The sequence below is a fragment of the Micromonospora sp. NPDC005197 genome (genome assembly GCF_040608295.1).
In the GTDB taxonomy this organism is placed as follows: Bacteria; Actinomycetota; Actinomycetes; order Mycobacteriales; family Micromonosporaceae; genus Micromonospora.
In genome coordinates this window covers 44385-61447 of record NZ_JBEXHY010000026.1, presented here as the reverse complement: position 1 = coordinate 61447, position 17063 = coordinate 44385, and the positions used below count along the sequence as shown (strand labels likewise).

General features: G+C 72.7%; 14 protein-coding genes. 9 read left to right on the top strand and 5 right to left on the bottom strand.

The window, feature by feature from the left end:
* Positions 1 to 209: 209 nt before the first annotated feature.
* The 4 genes from ABZU46_RS12380 (at position 210) to ABZU46_RS12365 (ending at position 4747) form a co-directional block, all read left to right on the top strand.
* Positions 210 to 1394: a zinc-dependent alcohol dehydrogenase gene (locus tag ABZU46_RS12380; RefSeq protein WP_354856800.1), complete on the top strand. Its 1185-nt coding sequence runs from the start codon at positions 210 to 212 to the stop codon at positions 1392 to 1394.
* A complete protein-coding gene (locus ABZU46_RS12375) occupies positions 1391 to 2374 on the top strand; it encodes an SDR family NAD(P)-dependent oxidoreductase (RefSeq protein ID WP_354856798.1) in 984 nt (327 codons plus the stop codon). The genes ABZU46_RS12380 and ABZU46_RS12375 overlap by 4 nt, the downstream gene beginning before the upstream one ends.
* A gap of 106 nt (positions 2375 to 2480) precedes the next feature.
* Positions 2481 to 3491 carry a serine hydrolase gene (locus tag ABZU46_RS12370; protein ID WP_354856795.1) on the top strand — a complete coding sequence of 337 codons (1011 nt, stop codon included), beginning with the start codon at positions 2481 to 2483 and terminating at the stop codon, positions 3489 to 3491.
* Positions 3492 to 3604: 113 nt separating this feature from the next.
* The gene (locus tag ABZU46_RS12365) at positions 3605 to 4747 is read left to right on the top strand and encodes an MBL fold metallo-hydrolase (RefSeq protein ID WP_354856793.1); all 1143 of its coding nucleotides are present in this window, start codon (positions 3605 to 3607) and stop codon (positions 4745 to 4747) included.
* Between the two features lie 68 nt (positions 4748 to 4815).
* On the opposite strand, the gene dgt is transcribed toward ABZU46_RS12365, so the two are convergent.
* Positions 4816 to 6327 carry a dGTP triphosphohydrolase gene (gene dgt / locus ABZU46_RS12360; RefSeq protein WP_354856790.1) on the bottom strand — a complete coding sequence of 504 codons (1512 nt, stop codon included), beginning with the start codon at positions 6325 to 6327 and terminating at the stop codon, positions 4816 to 4818.
* A gap of 157 nt (positions 6328 to 6484) precedes the next feature.
* Here dgt and ABZU46_RS12355 point away from each other — a divergent pair, with 157 nt between their 5' ends.
* The 3 genes from ABZU46_RS12355 (at position 6485) to ABZU46_RS12345 (ending at position 10775) form a co-directional block, all read left to right on the top strand.
* Positions 6485 to 8959, top strand: coding sequence for a Tex family protein (locus ABZU46_RS12355; protein ID WP_354856788.1), 2475 nt, complete (start codon positions 6485 to 6487; stop codon positions 8957 to 8959).
* Positions 8960 to 9407: 448 nt separating this feature from the next.
* Positions 9408 to 10292: an aminoglycoside phosphotransferase family protein gene (locus ABZU46_RS12350; protein WP_354856805.1), complete on the top strand. Its 885-nt coding sequence runs from the start codon at positions 9408 to 9410 to the stop codon at positions 10290 to 10292.
* 21 nt (positions 10293 to 10313) lie between these two features.
* Positions 10314 to 10775: a hypothetical protein gene (locus ABZU46_RS12345; RefSeq protein ID WP_354856786.1), complete on the top strand. Its 462-nt coding sequence runs from the start codon at positions 10314 to 10316 to the stop codon at positions 10773 to 10775.
* Here the strand turns inward: ABZU46_RS12345 and ABZU46_RS12340 are convergent.
* From ABZU46_RS12340 to ABZU46_RS12325, 4 genes are all read right to left on the bottom strand, one after another.
* On the bottom strand, positions 10711 to 11658 hold the full coding sequence (locus ABZU46_RS12340) for a DUF389 domain-containing protein (RefSeq protein ID WP_354856784.1): 948 nt from the start codon (positions 11656 to 11658) through the stop codon (positions 10711 to 10713). The genes ABZU46_RS12345 and ABZU46_RS12340 overlap by 65 nt on opposite strands.
* Before the next feature lie 146 nt (positions 11659 to 11804).
* Positions 11805 to 13046, bottom strand: coding sequence for a glycosyltransferase family 4 protein (locus ABZU46_RS12335; protein WP_354856782.1), 1242 nt, complete (start codon positions 13044 to 13046; stop codon positions 11805 to 11807).
* Positions 13047 to 13051: 5 nt separating this feature from the next.
* The gene (locus ABZU46_RS12330) at positions 13052 to 13978 is read right to left on the bottom strand and encodes an NAD(P)-dependent oxidoreductase (RefSeq protein WP_354856780.1); all 927 of its coding nucleotides are present in this window, start codon (positions 13976 to 13978) and stop codon (positions 13052 to 13054) included.
* The gene (locus ABZU46_RS12325) at positions 13975 to 14715 is read right to left on the bottom strand and encodes a sugar transferase (RefSeq protein WP_354856778.1); all 741 of its coding nucleotides are present in this window, start codon (positions 14713 to 14715) and stop codon (positions 13975 to 13977) included. Before ABZU46_RS12325 ends, ABZU46_RS12330 begins: the two co-directional genes overlap by 4 nt.
* A 266-nt stretch (positions 14716 to 14981) precedes the next feature.
* Between ABZU46_RS12325 and ABZU46_RS12320 the strand changes: the two genes are divergently transcribed.
* A complete protein-coding gene (locus ABZU46_RS12320) occupies positions 14982 to 16025 on the top strand; it encodes a polysaccharide biosynthesis protein (protein WP_354856776.1) in 1044 nt (347 codons plus the stop codon).
* On the top strand, positions 16022 to 17014 hold the full coding sequence (locus tag ABZU46_RS12315; RefSeq protein WP_354856773.1) for an SDR family oxidoreductase: 993 nt from the start codon (positions 16022 to 16024) through the stop codon (positions 17012 to 17014). The genes ABZU46_RS12320 and ABZU46_RS12315 overlap by 4 nt, the downstream gene beginning before the upstream one ends.
* The last annotated feature ends 49 nt before the right edge of the window (positions 17015 to 17063 follow it).

Genomic DNA, 17063 nt, shown 5'->3' with positions numbered 1-17063 from the left:
GCCCGGCGCAGGGATCAAGCCTGACCGCCCGGAGCCGGGCACGGTCGCCCCCAGCCCCAACCGCAACCACCACCAAGCCCGCCAAGCCAGCAAGCCAGCCAACGCCAGCCAACGCCAGCCGAAAGCACCGACACGGCCGTCGGTCGCAGCCGGTTCAACCGCCCTCCCCCGGGTAGCTGTCAGGCAGGACCGAGGGAGGGCAGCCGGACATGAAGGCGTTGACCTGGCACGGCAAGCGGGACGTACGGGTCGAGGAGGTGCCGGATCCCCGGATCGAGGAGCCGACCGATGCCATCGTCAAGATCACGTCTACGGCGATCTGCGGCTCCGACCTGCACCTGTACGAGGTGCTGGGGCCGTACCTGAAGCCCGGCGACGTCCTGGGTCACGAGCCGATGGGCATCGTCGAGGAGGTCGGGTCGGAGGTGACCGGGCTCAAGCCCGGCGACCGGGTGGTGGTGCCGTTCAACATCTCGTGCGGCAGCTGCTGGATGTGCCGCCGCCAGCTCTACGCCCAGTGTGAGACGACCCAGGTGACCAGCGAGGGCAAGGGCGCGGCGCTGTTCGGCTACACCTCCCTCTACGGTTCGGTGCCCGGCGGGCAGGCCGAGTACCTGCGCGTTCCGCAAGCCCACTTCGGACCGATCGTCATCCCGCAGAGCGGCGCCGACGAGCGGTACCTCTACCTCTCCGACATCCTGCCCACGGCCTGGCAGGCGGTGAGGTACGCGGACACGCCACCGGGCGGGACCCTGGCCGTCTTCGGGCTGGGGCCGGTCGGCCAGTTCTGCGCCCGGATCGGCCGTCACCTCGGCGCCGGCCGGGTCATCGGACTGGACCTGGTGCCCGAGCGGTTGGAGCTGGCTCGCCGGCACGGGATCGAGGTGCTCGACGTCCGCGAGTTGTCCGACGTGCCGGGCGCGCTGATCGACCTGGTCGACGGGCGCGGGCCGGACGCCGTCATCGACGCGGTCGGCATGGAGGCGCACGGCTCGCCGGTCGGAAAGCTGGCCCACGCGGCCGTCGGGCTGCTGCCGGACAAGCTCGCCCAGACGATGACCGACCGGGTCGGCACGGACCGGCTCGCCGTCCTGCACGCCGCCGTGAAGGCGGTCCGTCGCGGCGGCACCGTGTCGCTCTCCGGCGTCTACGGCGGCGAGGCCGACCCGATGCCGATGATGGAGATGTTCGACCGGGGCATCCAGTTGCGCATGGGGCAGTGCCATGTCCGCCGGTGGACCGACGAGATCCTGCCGCTGCTCTCCGGCGACGACGACCCCCTGGGCGTGGAGGACCTGCGCACCCACCGGCTGCCGCTGAGCGAGGCGCCCCGGGCGTACGACATGTTTCAGAAGAAGGAGGACGGCTGCATCAAGGTCGTGCTCGCACCATGAGCCGGGTGGTGGTGGTCGCGGGCGCGACCAGCGGAATCGGCCGGGCGACGGCCCGGGCGTTCGCCGAGCGCGGCGACCGCCTGGTGCTCGCGGCCCGCGCGCCGCAGACCCTTGCCGAGGTACGCGCGGAGTGCGCCGACGTCGAGGTTCTGACCGTACCGACGGACGTCACCGAGGCGGGCGCGCTGGAGGCGCTGGCGGAGGCGGCGATCGAGCGGTTCGGCCGCATCGACGTCTGGGTGCACACCGCGGCGGTGATGGCCTACGGGCGCTTCGACGAGGTGCCGGAGCGGGTGTTCGAGCAGGTGGTGCGGACCGATCTGCTGGCCGCCGCGGGTGCGGCCCGGGTGGCGCTGCGGCACTTCCGGGCCACCGGCGCCGGCACGCTGATCCTCACCGGGTCGGTGCTCGGGCACATCACCGCTCCGTACATGAGCGCCTACGTGACCAGCAAGTGGGGGTTGCAGGGGTTGGCCCGGACGATCCAGCAGGAGCTGCGGGACAGCCCGGAGATCCGGCTGTGCCTGGTCAATCCGGGCAGTGTGGACACTCCGGTGTACCAGCAGGCGGCCAATTACCTCGGTCGGGTCGGCCGGCCCCCACCGCCGGTCGCCGGGCCGCAGCGGGTGGCCCGGGCCATCGTCGACTGTGTGGACCGTCCCAGTCGGGAGGTGTCGGTGGGCCGGCTGAACGTGGTGCTGCGGGCCGGTTTCACGGTGCTGCCGGGCGTCTACGACGTGCTGGTCGGGCCGTTGATGCGGCTGGCCGGCCTGAGCGGGCGGCCGGTCCCGGCGCACGACGGCACGGTCTTCGCCCCGAACCCGGCCGGCGAGTCGGTCCGCGGCGGCCACCTGCCCGACCCGCGGCAGTTCGTCCGCGCCAGGTCCGGCCCGGCAGTGCAGCCTCGCGGGCCGGCCGCGCGGCTTCGCGGGGCGGCCGCCGACGTGGTCGGCGCCGTGCTGCGCCGACGGCACGGCTGACCTGTTCGGGATCGTTCGGGACTTCTCTGGGGGCATCGTGCGTCGATCAACTCGCCTAGGGTGGTGGGCCGGCAAGCGCTCCGGCGCCCCACGATGGGAGAGACGATTGACCCTCCGACTGAACCGCAGGACGGCACTCGGACTGGGCACAGTGGCCACTGCCGGTACGGTGCTCGGCGCGGCCGCTCCGGCCAGCGCCGCTGAGAGCACCGAGGCGGCACCGACCACCCCGGCCCGGGCTGCCAACCGGGTCGCCGCCGCCTTCACCCGGTACAGCACCGAGGCCGGTGGCAACTGGCAGGCGTACGTCAGTGTGGCCGACCCGGCGGGCCCGCCGGTCGTCGCGGTGACGGCGGACGCGGACCGGCGGATCGAGGCGTACAGCGTCAACAAGATCGCGGTGGCCACGGCGGTGTTGGACAAGGTGGACCGCGGGCTGCTGGCGCTGGACCAGCGGGTCGAGGTGACCGCCTCGATCGTGGTGCCGGGTGGCGATGGCATCTTCAGCCTGGACGGCGTGTACCCCAGCAGCGTGACCATCGGGCACGTGCTGGCCAACCTGCTGACCGTCTCCGACGACACGGCGGTGCGGTTGTGCGGGCTGGTCGCCCCTGCCGCCGAGATCAACTCGATCCTGGTGGGCAAGGGTTTCCCGACCACCCAGGTCGAGCCGGTGGCCAACCCGAACCGGTTCTTCCTCGGCACCAGCACCCCCCGGGAGACCCACGACCTGCTACGCGCCCTGGTCGCCGGCACGCTGCTGTCGCCGGCCTCGACGGCGTACCTGCTCGGGTTGCTGCGCTCCCCGGTGGCCTTCACCGACGGCATCCGGCGCACCATGTCGTCGGACGAGCGGGCCCGGATCGCCACCAAGGCGGGCTGGTTCGCCGACGCCCGGCACGAGGCCGGGGTGATCTTCGACCGGTCCGGCGCGGCGGTGCTGACCTACGCGCTCTTCGCCGACGGGCAGGCCGACCCGGACAACTTCGGCGCGACCCACCCGGCGGTGCAGGCCCGGGCCGCCATGGGTCCGAAGTTCCTGGCGGCGGTGGACCGTCTCGGCGGCACCGGCACGGCGTACCGGACGACCGCCCGCCGACCCAGCAACGGCGGCTGATCCCGCTGCCGGGTCGGTCGTCGGGTGACGACCGGCCCGGTGCGGGCGACCGCCGGGGCGGGAACCGCCCGGGGGAACTACCGTGTAGTGCGGGACACGGCGGAGGGACGGCGATGGCGCCAGCGGAACGCACTGACGGGCAACGGTCGCTCGGGCGACGGATGCGGGGAACGGCAGGGCTGGCCGCGCTCGCCGGCCTGGCCTGGGTGGCCCGGGACGTGCCCGCGGCGCTCGGCGGCCGGCTCGCCGGCGCCCGCGCCGAACGGGCGGCCCGCTCGCCACAGTTTCGCGACGGGACCTTCCACAACCAGGCCGACACCCGCACGATGGTCGCCGAGCCGGGTCGCAACCTGGTCCGGGAGCTGATCTTCGGAAAGCAGAAGCGGCGGCCCACCGCGCCCGTGCCGCTGTCGCGCCCCAGCGCGTCGCCGGCCGCCGACACCGCCGACGAGCTGAACATCGTCTGGTACGGCCACGCCTCGGCGCTCATCGAGATCGAGGGTCGGCGGGTCCTGCTCGACCCGGTGTGGAGTGACCGCTGCTCGCCGTCCGGGCTGGTCGGGCCGCGCCGGCTGCACGAGCCGCCGGTACGCCTGGACGAGCTTCCCCCGCTGGACGCCATCCTGATCTCCCACGACCACTACGACCACCTGGACATGCCCACCGTGCGGGCGCTGGTGGCCGGGCAGTCGGCACCGTTCGTGGTGCCGCTCGGGGTGGGCGCCCACCTGGACCGGTGGGGTGTGCCCGCCGAGCGGATCATCGAGCTGGACTGGTCCGAGTCGCACCGGGTCGACGGGTTGGAGATCACCGCCACCGCCGCCCAGCACTTCTCCGGCCGAGGGCTGCGTCGCGACGGCACACTCTGGAGTTCCTGGGTGGTCGCCGGGACCCGACGCAAGGTCTTCTACACCGGCGACTCCGGCTACTTCGCCGGGTACGCGGCGATCGGCGCGGAACACGGGCCGTTCGACGTGACGCTGATGCAGATCGGCGCGTACGACCGGGCGTGGCCGACCATCCACATGTTCCCGGAGGAGGCGGTCGACGCCCACCTGGACCTGCGCGGCGGGCTGTTCATCCCGGTGCACTGGGCGACGTTCAACCTGGCCCTGCACGACTGGTCCGAGCCGGTGAACCGGCTGTGGGCCGAGGCGAAGGCCCGCGACGTCCGGCTGGCCGTGCCCCGCCCCGGCGAGCGGGTGGTCGTCGACGACCCGCCCGCCGTCGACGGGTGGTGGCAGTCCGTCGCCTGACGTCGTCAGGCCAGCGCAGGCCCGGCCTGACGTCGTCAGGCCAGCGCGGGCCCGGCCTGACGGTCGGGTCAGAGCACGAAGGCGTCCGTCCAGAGCGCGCCGGAGCGGCCGGAGAGCGCGTCCAGCATCGCGACCGCCTGGCCGTCGGTGAGCTGCGCGACGAAGTCCACGATGGCGCGGCCCCGGGCGCGGCCGATCCGGTGCGGCGTACGCGGGTGCAGCTCCGCCTCGGCCAGCTCGACCAGGTCGTGCAGCCGGCGGGGCAGCCGGGACTCCTCCTCCGGGTCGAGCAGCCACTCCCACAGCGCCTCGACGAGGGTGCCCAGCAGCCGGGCCTGACCACGCTGGTGCAGGGCCAGATCGGGGCGGGCCAGCACGAACCGGTGGTGGACGAACTTGAGCACCTGCACCTCGTGCCACTGCGCGCAGCCGAGCAGCACGTACCCGGAGCGCACCGACGGCTGGTCGGTCACCGTGATCGCCTCGACGAAGCGGGTGGACCAGCGGGCGGAGAACCGCGACACGTACTGTTCCGCCTCGATCGAGCCGTCGAACGGCATCGCCAGCAGCCCGTCCACCAACTCCTCGCGGACGTGCTCGACGGCGGCGGCGAACGCGTCGTCGTCGGCGATCCAGGCGTCCTTGCGGTGCAGCTGCCGACGCAGCCGCTCGATGGCGGCACCGGGCCGCCGGGAGGCGGTGGCCAGCGCGGCGTCGGTGATCGCCCGGAAGTGCCCGCTCTCGCGCTGCCAGGCCATCAGCTCGGCCGACACCGCACCCTGCTGGAGCACACCGACCCGGTAGAAGTCCTCCACGTCGTGGATGGCGTACGCGATGTCGTCGGCGGTGTCCATGACGGACGCCTCCACGGTCTGCTGCCAGTCCGGGATGCGGCCGGCGAACGGCTCCCGAGCCTGCCGCAGGTCGTCCAGCTCGGTCCGGTACGCCCCGAACTTCAACGAGCCGCTCTCCGGGTCGTCCGGCGGCGGGGTGGCGCCGCGGGGCGGCGGGTCCAGCAGGCGCGGGTGCGGGTCGGGGTAGTCCAGCCGCGTCCACGGGTACTTCAGCATCGCCGCGCGGACCGCGGCGGTCAGGTCCAACCCGGTGGTGGCCGCGCCCCGGATCTCGGTGCTCGTGACGATCCGGTACGACTGGGCGTTGCCCTCGAACCCGTCGGCGAGGCCGAGGCGCTGGCGGGCCAGCCGGTCGAGCACCCGCTCCCCCAGGTGCCCGAACGGCGGGTGGCCGAGGTCGTGGGCGAGCGCCGCGGCCTCCACCACGTCGGGGTCGCAGCCGCCGAGCTTGTCCAGCAGGCCGCGCCACCTGTCGTCGGCCGTCAGGCGCTCGGCGATCGCCCGGGCCACCTGGGCGACCTTCAGGCTGTGCGTGAGCCGGTTGTGCACCAGCAACCCGGAACCGACCGGGCTGATCACCTGGGTGACCCCGCCGAGCCGGGCGAAGAACGGCGAGCCGACGATCCGGTCCCGGTCGGCGCGGAACGGGTTGGCCGTGAGGTCGCCGAGGGCCCGGGCGCTGCCGCCGAAGAGCCGCCGGGCGCGCGGCTCCGCAGGTGATTCCATGATCGCCACGCTAGCGCAGGCCCGGCGGGGGTTGTCGACGGATCAACCCGGACGGGCGCGGTGGGCGAGACGGTGTACCCGGCCGGGCGCGGCGACAGCGGCCGGGGGCGCCCGGCACAATGCAGGCGGTACCCACTCCCGAAGGCGGATCGAGATCGTGACCCAGTCTGTTCATCAGCGGATCGCCGACGAGCTCGGCGTGGCCGAGCGTCAGGTGCGGGCGGCCGTGGAGCTGCTCGACGGCGGCGCCACAGTGCCGTTCATCGCCCGCTACCGCAAGGAGGCCACCGGCCTGCTCGACGACACCCAGCTGCGCACCCTGGAGGAGCGGCTGCGCTACCTGCGGGAGCTGGACGAGCGGCGGGCCGCCGTGCTGGAGTCGATCCGCAGCCAGGGCAAGCTGGACGAGGCCCTGGAAGCGCAGATCATGGCCGCCGACTCGAAGTCGCGGCTGGAGGACATCTACCTGCCGTACAAGCCGAAGCGGCGGACCCGGGCACAGATCGCCCGCGAGGCCGGGTTGGCGCCGCTGGCCGAGACGCTGCTGGCCGACCCGAGCCAGGATCCGCGGGCCACGGCCGCCGGGTTCGTCGACGCGGACAAGGGTGTCGCCGACGCCGCCGCCGCGCTGGAGGGCGCGCGGGCGATCCTCATCGAGACCTTCGCCGAGGACGCCGACCTGATCGGCACGCTGCGCGAGCAGATGTGGTCGCGGGGCCGTCTGGTGTCGCGGGTACGCGAGGGTCAGGAGACGGCCGGCGCCAAGTTCTCCGACTACTTCGACTTCTCCGAGCCGTACCCGAAGCTGCCCTCGCACCGGATCCTGGCGATGTTGCGGGGCGAGAAGGAGGGCGTGCTCGACCTGACCATGGAACCCGAGGAGGCCGGCGAGGCGGACGCCGTGCCGACGGGCCCGAGCCGGTACGAGGCGGTGATCGCCGGTCGGTTCGGGGTGTCCGACGCCGGCCGCCCGGCCGACCGCTGGCTGGCCGACACGGTCCGCTGGGCGTGGCGTACCCGGATCCTCATCCACCTCGGGGCCGACCTGCGGATGCGGCTGTGGCAGGCGGCCGAGGAGGAGGCCGTACGGGTCTTCGCCACCAACCTGCGTGACCTGCTGCTGGCCGCGCCGGCCGGCACCCGGCCCACGATGGGACTGGACCCGGGCCTGCGCACCGGGGTGAAGGTGGCAGTGGTGGACGCCACCGGCAAGGTGCTCGCCACCGACACGATCTACCCGCACGAGCCACGTCGACAGTGGGACGCGTCGATCGAGACCCTGGCCCGGCTGGCCGGGGCGCACGGGGTGGAGCTGGTCGCGATCGGCAACGGCACCGCCTCGCGGGAGACCGACAAGCTGGCCGGCGACCTGATCAAGCGGCACCCGCAGCTCAACCTGACCAAGGTGATGGTGTCCGAGGCCGGCGCTTCGGTCTACTCCGCGTCCGCGTACGCCTCACAGGAGCTGCCGGGGATGGACGTGTCGCTGCGCGGCGCGGTCTCCATCGCCCGCCGCCTCCAGGACCCGCTCGCCGAGCTGGTCAAGATCGACCCACGCTCGATCGGCGTCGGGCAGTACCAGCACGACCTGTCCGAGGTGAAGCTGTCCCGGTCGCTGGACGCGGTCGTGGAGGACTGCGTCAACGCGGTCGGCGTGGACGTCAACACGGCCTCCGCGCCGCTGCTGACCCGGGTTTCCGGGATCGGGGCCGGGCTGGCCGAGAACATCGTGCTGCACCGGGACGCCAACGGGCCGTTCCGCTCGCGGACCGAGCTGAAGAAGGTGGCCCGGCTCGGGCCGAAGGCGTTCGAGCAGTGCGCCGGCTTCCTGCGCATCCCCGACGGCGACGACCCGCTGGACTCCTCCAGCGTGCACCCCGAGGCGTACCCGGTGGTGCGGCGCATCCTCGCCAGCACCGGTCAGGACCTGCGCTCGGTGATCGGCCGGAGCGCGATCCTGCGCGGGCTGCGGGCCACCGACTTCGTCGACGACCGGTTCGGCCTGCCCACCGTCACCGACATCCTCGCCGAGTTGGAGAAGCCGGGCCGCGACCCGCGACCGGAGTTCCGCACCGCCACCTTCGTCGAAGGCGTGGAGAAGATCGGTGACCTGACGCCGGGCATGGTGCTGGAGGGTGTGGTCACCAACGTGGCCGCCTTCGGCGCGTTCGTCGACGTCGGGGTCCACCAGGACGGTCTGGTGCACGTGTCGGCGATGTCCCGGACCTTCGTCAAGGACCCCCGCGAGGTGGTCAAGTCCGGCGACGTGGTCAAGGTCCGGGTTCTCGACGTGGACGTACCGCGTAAGCGGATCTCGCTGACCCTGCGCCTGGAGGACGAGCCCGCCGCCGGTGGCGGCGGCCGGACGAGCCAGGAGGGCCGCGGCGGCCCAGCGCAGCGCGGACCGCAGGGTGGACGCGGCGGACAGGACGGTCGCGGCGGGTCCGGTGGCGGCCAGGTCGGGTCCGGCGGTCGCGGCGGGTCCGGCGGCGGCCAGGGCGGGTCCGGCGGTCGCGGCGGGTCCGGCGGTCGCGGCGGCCAGGGCACACGGGGCGGGCAGCAGCGGCAGGGCGCGCCGGCGCCAGCGAACGACGCGATGGCGGAGGCTCTGCGCCGCGCAGGATTGGCCTGATCCGTCAGCCAGCGCGAGGAAGCGCCGGGGATGCCCCGCAGGGGCGGTCATCCTCGGCGCCTCCCGAGCCCGGTCGCGCGGTGACCGACTCGCCGGGCCATCGGCGGGCACTGTCGAGCTGCCCCACCGGTGGGGCGCGCGAGCTGCCCCACGCCCCCAACCGCCCGCCCGACCCACGGCCTGGCTGGGCGCCTGCGGCTCCCGGTTTCGGTGCAGATCTTGGACAGTTTCCGTTCGGCGCGGACGGAAACTGTCCAAGATCTGGAGTTGTCGGCCTGTCCAGGCGAGCCCGCCCCAGATCTGGGGCAGCTCGACAGGGGGCGTTCGAAGGTCGGGTGCCGAGCCATCCGTGACCGTGTCAGCCAGCGGCGGGGACCGTGTCAGCCAGCGGCGGGCGGGAAACGGGTCGCGTGTCGGCGGGCTTCTGGGTGATGATCTCGCGGTGCGAATGCATGCCGACCAGGTGGACGTGAGCGCGGACGTGGTTGCCGCGCTGGTGGCCGAACAGTTTCCGCGCTGGCGAGGTCTGCCGGTGCGCCCCCTCCGTTCGGCCGGCACCGTGAACGCCCTGTTCCGGCTCGGCACGGAATTCGTGCTGCGGTTTCCGCTGCGCCCCTCCGCCGACCCCGCGCTGCGCGACACGCTGCGGCAGGAGCAGGAACACGCTGTGCTGCTCGCCGCGCACCTGCCGATCGCGGTGCCCGAACCGCTCGCCCTCGGTGCGCCGGGTGACGGGTACCCCGGGTGGTGGACGGCGTACCGGTTCATTCCCGGGGAGACGGCCCAGCCCGATCGGATCGACGACCCGGACGTCTTCGCCCGTGACCTGGCCACCGTCGTGGTCGCCCTGCACGGCGTCGACACCGGCGGACGGTCGTGGCCGGGGTTCGGCCGGGGCGGGCCCCTGGCGGACCAGGATGCCGACGTACGGGCAGCCCTCGCCGTCAGCGGCGAACTCACCGACACCGCCGCGCTCGCCGAGGTGTGGGACCGGTGCCGGGACGCGCGCCGGGACGACCCGGTCGACGTATGGATCCACGCCGACCTGATGCCGGGCAACCTGCTCGTGCGCGATGGGCGGCTGGCCGCGGTCATCGACCTGGAGTTGGTCCAGGTCGGCGACCCCGCGGTGGATCTGATGCCGGCGTGGAACCTGTTGGACCCCGGGTCGCGGGAGACGTACCGGCGGGCGTTGGGCGTGGACGACGCCACCTGGGAGCGGGGGCGCGGCTGGGCCCTGGCGCAGGCGATCAACGCGCTGCCGTACTACGTCGACACCAACCCGGTGATGGCCGACATCGCCCGGCACACCCTGCGGGCCGTGCTCGACTGAGTCGGGGCGTACCGTCGGCTCGTGGGTGAGGACGACGGCCGCGAGTGGCGGGAGCGGCAGCAGCGCGCGGTGCGGGCGCACGCCGACGCGGACGCGCGGCGGCGGGCCGCCGAGCAGGCGCAGGCCGCGGAGCTGGTGGCCTGGTTCGTGGCCGAGGCCACCCGGTGCGGGCTGCCCACCACGCGCCTGGTCGCCCGGGGTTACGACGGGCGCGGGCGCTACCGGACCCGGCTGACCGGCTGGTACGTCGACCGGGCCGAGACCCGGGCGGTGGACGTGTCCGGCCGGTTCCACCTGCTGACCGTGCCGGGCGGTCTGCGGGCCCGGCTGTTCGGCGCTGACCCGGAGCCCAGCCCGGCGCCGTTGGTGGTGGGGGCCGGTGGCCGCGACGGCGAGTCGATCCCGTTGCGGACCCTGCTCACCCGGTTACTTGACGACGGGACCGGCGAGCCAGACCCCACCACCAGACCTGCTGCACCATGAGGGTGAGCAGTCCGGCCAGGACGATCGCACTCAGGTTGATCACCAGTTGGAGTGCCGAGCCGCCCGCTTCGTCCCATACGCCGTAGGCGGCGGCGACCGCCACGTTCGCCGCGGCCGGGACCGTGGTCACCGAGATCAGCACCCCGACCAGGCTGCCCGACTTCTTCGACGTCAACGAGAGCATCCCGGCCACGCCGGCGAGTAGACCGACCACCCAGGACAGCGCGTCCGGCCGCCAGATGAAGTCGGTGAGCGGGCGTTCGGCGAGCAGCATCTCCCGACTGACCAGGCCGGCTGCGGTCAGCGCCCAGGTGCTCAGCACGGTCGCCACCATGGCCGCCAGGAAGCCGACCACGAGAGCCTGCACCGAGCGGCCGATCACCCCGAGCCGGCGGCGCAGCAACGCCACGCACAGCGCGGCGAGGGGGCCGAACTCCGGACCGACGACCATCGCCCCGACGATGAGAATCGGCTGGTCCAGCAGCACCCCGATGCCGGCGATCATGGTGGCCACCACGATCAGTACGAGGTACGTGCCGGACAGTTCCGTCTGCTCGCCGGTCTTCGCGGCGATCTCGTCCCAGACCACCGCGTCCGCGCCACTGCCCGGTGCCCGGTCCGCCGCCCGGTCGGCCGCCGCGGAGATGGTCAGCTCGATGTCCTCGGCCGCGATGCCGCCGCTGGTGTCCACGCCGATCCGCCGCAACTCCCGCAGCACGCGGTCGGCGCTCTCCCGCACCACGTCGCAGAGGATGAGATCACCCTGCGGTTGCCGGGCGGCACCAGGCAGCACAGCGAGGTGAGTCACCCCCGCCTCTGCGGAGAGCAGGTCGACGACCTCCGTCGATCTGCTCTCCGGGGTGATCACCCTCAGGTGCAGCACGCGCCATCCCCTCGCCGGTCCGGCCGGCGCTTCCCTCGCCCGACCGGCCGTCGCGACTCTACAGCTCGCTCCGTCGTGACCGGGAGCTGCACAAGGCCGAGGTCACAACGTGCGCCTCGGCCTGGTCGGAGACTGCTGCACCGGGGTCAGCGCCGCCGGTGACTCTCCATCGCCTCGCGCAGCGCCCGCTCGACCCGCTCGGCGCCGGCGGCAAGGGAGAAGACCCGGTCGTAGTGCGCCCGACCGGCCTGACCGAGCAGCTCAAGCTTCTCCCGGCCCAGGTCGCAGAGTTCCCGCAGGGCATCGGCGATCGAGTCGGGGTCACCCGGTCGCGCGGTGATGCCCGCCCCGCTGTCCCGTGCGACGGCGGCGGCGTCCCCCTCCGCGGCGACCAGCAGGGCCCGCCCGGCGGCGAGGGTGGCCTGCACCTTGCTCGGCATCGTGTACGCCGACATGCCGCCGGGCCGCAGGCTCACGTAGTGCGCGTCACCGGTGGCCATCAGCGCGGGCATCCGTTCCCGGGGCACCCGCCCGAGGAACCGCACGTGTGTCACGTTCGCTTCCTCGGCCCGGCGTCGTAGCCGCTCCTCGGTGGTTCCGGAGCCGGCGATCAGGCAGACCAGCCGCGGGTCGCGGAGCCGGGCGCAGGCGTCGATGAGTGGGTCGAGCCCCTGCGCCTCGCCCAGCGTGCCGGCGTACACCAGCACCACCTGGTCGTCGCGGAGCCCGAGTTCGGCGCGCAGGTCCGCGACGCTGGTACGCGGTGTCTCGTCGGCCCACACTGGAATGTGGACGAGCTTCTCCCGGGGTACGCCCCGGCTGGCGAGCAGGTCGGCGGCACCGGGCGAGACGTACGCGATCCGGCCGGCGCTGCGGTACATCCCACCGCACCAGCCGGCCATTCCCCGCTCGATCATCCGTGACACCCGGTCGGTGCCGAGGAAGCCGCTGGCCACCGCGCTGTCGGGCCACAGGTCCAGCACGTGCAGCAGCACCGGCACCCGCTGCACGTACCGGGTGAACCACATCGGCACCGCCACGCTGATCGGTGAGTTCCCGACCCAGAGGGCGTCCAGGCCGCGCAGCGCCGACGTGCCGGAGACCAGCGCGGAGGCGGCGAACGAGCCGTAGTTGGCCATCCGTCGCAGCGCGGAACGGTCGTGGCTGGGATAGAGGGCCACCCGGCGGATCCGGGTCGGCCCGTCGACCTCGTCGAGTCGGCGGGTCACCCGGTAGCCGGGCGCCAACTCGCCGGTGGGGTAGTTGGGGAAGCCGGTGAGGACCTGGACCTCGTGCCCCCGGTGGGCGAGGGCCCGGGCGAGCATTCCGGGGAGGGCGGCGGCGCCCGGCTCCGGGTCGAACCACTGGGTGAGCAGGCCGATCCGCATGGGCCTCACCGTGCCGCTGAGCCGGCGACGGGGCGGGTGGACTGCTCGCCGTCTGCCTGCCACAGCGTGGTCAGCGACTCACCGAGGTCGTACGCGGGCGCCCACCCGAGCACCCGGTTCGCGCGTTCGATGTCGGCGCACATCCAGGGCACGGCGGCCGAGCGGCTGGCATCCGGCGCGAAGCTGCCGTCGCGGATGTCACCGGAGAAGCCGGACACCTCGGCCAGCAGTTGGACGACGTCGCGCGTCGCCACCGCCTTTCCGCTGCCCACGTTGAAGACCCGCGCGGGCCCCGGCCGGCAGTGCGCGGCGGCGAGGACCGCCGTGGCGACGTCCCGCACGTCGACGAAGTCCCGGTACGTGTCGTGCAGGCCCACGGCGATCTCCTCCGTTCCGGTGGCGACCGCCGACCTCACCATCGCGGTCACCCGAGTGAGCACGTTGCCCGGCGGCATTCCCGGGCCGACCGGGTTGAAGATCCGCAACACCATCGTGTCGAGTCGGCCGGCCCCGCCCGCCAGCTCCGCCAACCGGGTGGCGGCCAGGTGGCTGAGCCCGTACTCGCTGACGGGTGTGCCCGGGTACTCCTCGGTGACGGCGAGGCCGTGCGGCACGGTGCCGTACTCGGCGGCCGAGCCGATGCGGATCAGGCGGGCACCGGGGGCGGCGGCGGCCACCGCCTCGATCAGTTTCGCGGTGGCCACGACGTGCGCCTGCACGAAGTCGTACCCGGAGCCGACGATCCGTCCGGCCGCCGTCACCACCGTGTCCGGTCGCTCCCGGGCGACCAGCGCGGTCAGGTCGCGCAGCTCGATCCGGACCAGGTCACACTCCGCCCGGGTGATCGACCGGACGGTGGTGTGGGCGGCCAGCGCCGTCCGGATGTGCCGGCCGAGGAATCCACCGGCGCCCAACAGCAGGACCCGGTTCATCGCCGGTGGGCGGAGTCGTGGTCGGCGGTCGCCCGCGCGGGCGGGTTGCCGGTGAACTCGTGCCAGGTGGCCGCCCCCGGCGCGGAGATTCCCTGGCGGCTGAGCACCACCCAGACGGTGGCCAGGACGATCCGCAGGTCCAGCAGGAAGGACCGGCGGTCGACGTACTCGACGTCGTAGGCGAACTTCGCGCCCCAGTCCAGCGCGTTACGGCCGCGTACCTGGGCCAGCCCGGTGATGCCCGGTCGCACGTCGTGCCGACGGGCCTGTTCGGAGTTGTAGAGGCTGAGGTAGCGGACGAGGTGCGGGCGGGGACCGACCACGCTCATCTCGCCCCGCAGCACGTTCCAGAACTCCGGCAACTCGTCGAGGCTGCTGGCCCGCAGCCAGCGGCCCACCCGGGTCAGGCGGTCCGCGTCGCTCACCAGCCCCCGGTCCGGGTCGGGGTGGCGCATCGTCCGGAACTTGACCACCTCGAACAGCTTGCCGTGCAGCCCGGGGCGGGTGTGCCGGAACAGCACCGGCCGCCCGTGCGCCACCAGCACGACCAGGGCCACCAGCGCCAGCACGGGAGCGCCGAGCAGCAGGACGAGAAGAGCGCCGAGGACGTCGAGCAGCCGCTTCCAGCGATCGTAGGGTCGCCGTGTCGTAGTGCCGTCCGGAGGTGTTTCCCGACCGGTCGTCAGGTCGGAAGCACCGGCGCGCGGGTGCGCCGCGTGGAGAGCAACTTTTGGCATGGAGTACGCATACCAGCTTTTCCAAGCGCCAACTCCGACTTTCACGATAAGCGGTTCAGGCGCGTCGACAATGGAAGCCGAACAGCCACTTCGACAGCACCGAGCGCGGTTCACATATTTGTCGGCGGGGCGGTTGAGAACAGCGAACGCGACTCGAACTCCTTTTGCCGGAAGAGGTCACGGCGTCTCTTGTGCACGCGTAGGGTCGCGTTCGACGAGAATCCGTTTCCCGAGGACGGCACCCCGGGAAACAGGCAGGAGAAGATGTGGTTTCCTCGCTTTCGGACCGGCGATTCCTGATCACCGGTGGCACCGGATCCTTCGGCCAGACGATGGTCTCCCGACTGCTCGACGCCGGGGCCGCCGAGGTGCGCGTATTCAGCCGTGACGAGTCGAAACAGGACGCGATGCGGCACCGCCTCGGTGACGACCGGGTCCGCTACTACGTCGGCGACGTCCGGGACTACGACAGCGTACTCAAGGCCGCGCGGGGAATGGAGTTCGTCTTTCACGCCGCGGCTCTCAAGCAGGTTCCCTCGTGCGAGTTCTTCCCGATGGAGGCCGTGCGCACCAATGTGCTCGGCAGCGCGAACGTGGTGGACGCCTGCGAGCGGGTCGGCGTCGAGGCGCTGGTGCTGCTGAGCACCGACAAGGCCGTCTATCCGGTCAACGCGATGGGCATGACCAAGGCCCTCATGGAGAAGGTCGCGCAGGCGCACTCCCGCAACAATCCCCACGCCCGTACCCGGGTCTGCTGCGTGCGCTACGGCAACGTCATGTACTCGCGCGGATCGGTGATCCCGCTGTTCATCGACCAGATCCTGCGGGGCGGGCTGCCGACGGTCACCGAGCCGTCGATGACCCGGTTCCTGATGTCCCTGCCGCAGTCGGTCGACCTGGTGGAGCACGCCTTCCGGTACGGCCAGCCGGGTGACGTCTTCATCCGCAAGGCCGACGCCTGCACCATCGGCGATCTGGCCACCGCGCTGTGCAACCTGTTCCGGGTCCCGGCGAAGTTCAACGTGCTCGGCATCCGGCACGGGGAGAAGCTGTACGAGACCCTGGCCAGCCGCGAGGAGCTCGCCCACGTCGAGGATCTCGGCGAGTTCCTCCGGGTGCCGGTGGACAGTCGCGACCTCAACTACTCCCTCTACTTCGAGGAGGGTGACGTCGAGAGCGGCAACCTGGCCGACTTCCACTCGCACAACGCCCGGCGGCTGTCCGTACCGGAGATCGAGGCGCTGCTGCTGACGCTGCCCGAGGTGCGGGCGCAGGTGGAGGCCGCGGCGGCGGCGGTCGTAACGGCATGAGCACCGGTACCGGTGGCCAGCGACCGGAGCTGGTCCCCCGCCGACGCAGCGGTCCCGGCGAGGAGGAGCCGCGCCCGACGCGACGGGTCCTCGTCGTCGGCGTCACCGGCATGCTCGGCCACGCGGTCATCCGCGAGCTCAGCGATGCTCCGGACCTCGACGTCCACGGCGTCGCCCGGAGCATCGAGGACCGCGCGGGGTGGTACCCCCGGCGCCTGCTCGACCGGATCACCCCGGCCGTCGACGCGACCCGGTTCGGCCAGCTCCGGCAGCTTATCGAGGACCTGCGGCCGGACGTCGTGGTCAACTGCGTGGGTGTGATCAAGCAACGCCCGGACGTGCAGGACGCGGTGCAGACGGTCACGCTCAACGCGCTCTTCCCGCACCTGCTCGCCGACGCCTGCGGGCAACTCGGCAGCCGCCTGATCCACGTCAGCACCGACTGCGTCTTCTCCGGTCGGCGGGGCGGCTACGTCGAGGACGACCTGCCGGACCCACCCGACCTCTACGGGCGGTCCAAGCTGCTGGGTGAGGCGCGTGGCGGTTCCGCGCTCACCCTCCGCACGTCGATCATCGGGCACGAGCTGGTCACAAACCGCTCGCTTGTGGACTGGTTCCTCTCCCAGCGCGGGCAGGTACGCGGCTTCACCCGGGCCGTCTACAGCGGCGTGACGACAGTCGAGTTCGCCTGCCTGCTCCGGACGGTGATCCTGCCCCGCACGGAGCTGACCGGGCTCTACCACGTGGCCGCCGAGCCGATCTCCAAGTACGACCTGCTCCGCCTGATCGCCGAGGTGTACGGGTGGCCCGGCGACATCGTGCCGGACGACCAGTTCACCTGCGACCGGTCGATGAACGCGGACGCTCTCGCCCAGGCCACCGGCTATCGGCCACCGAACTGGCCGGACATGATCCGGGCGATGCACGCCGCCAGGGCCCGCTGGGCTGTCGAACCGGCCCAACCGGGCCTACAGGACGCGCCTCGCTGAGGGCTGTCCACCCGACGACCGCCGGCATCGCCAGCGGCCGGACTTCGAA

What these genes read in the sequence shown, in the direction of transcription:
- ABZU46_RS12365 (WP_354856793.1), top strand. Translation starts at nt 3,605, where the DNA reads ATGGCGCCAGCGGAACGCACTGACGGGCAACGGTCGCTCGGGCGACGG.
- ABZU46_RS12380 (WP_354856800.1), top strand. Translation starts at nt 210, where the DNA reads ATGAAGGCGTTGACCTGGCACGGCAAGCGGGACGTACGGGTCGAGGAG.
- ABZU46_RS12325 (WP_354856778.1), bottom strand. Translation starts at nt 14,715, where the DNA reads ATGCCAAAAGTTGCTCTCCACGCGGCGCACCCGCGCGCCGGTGCTTCC.
- ABZU46_RS12330 (WP_354856780.1), bottom strand. Translation starts at nt 13,978, where the DNA reads ATGAACCGGGTCCTGCTGTTGGGCGCCGGTGGATTCCTCGGCCGGCAC.
- ABZU46_RS12335 (WP_354856782.1), bottom strand. Translation starts at nt 13,046, where the DNA reads ATGCGGATCGGCCTGCTCACCCAGTGGTTCGACCCGGAGCCGGGCGCC.
- ABZU46_RS12315 (WP_354856773.1), top strand. Translation starts at nt 16,022, where the DNA reads ATGAGCACCGGTACCGGTGGCCAGCGACCGGAGCTGGTCCCCCGCCGA.
- dgt (WP_354856790.1), bottom strand. Translation starts at nt 6,327, where the DNA reads ATGGAATCACCTGCGGAGCCGCGCGCCCGGCGGCTCTTCGGCGGCAGC.
- ABZU46_RS12350 (WP_354856805.1), top strand. Translation starts at nt 9,408, where the DNA reads ATGCATGCCGACCAGGTGGACGTGAGCGCGGACGTGGTTGCCGCGCTG.
- ABZU46_RS12375 (WP_354856798.1), top strand. Translation starts at nt 1,391, where the DNA reads ATGAGCCGGGTGGTGGTGGTCGCGGGCGCGACCAGCGGAATCGGCCGG.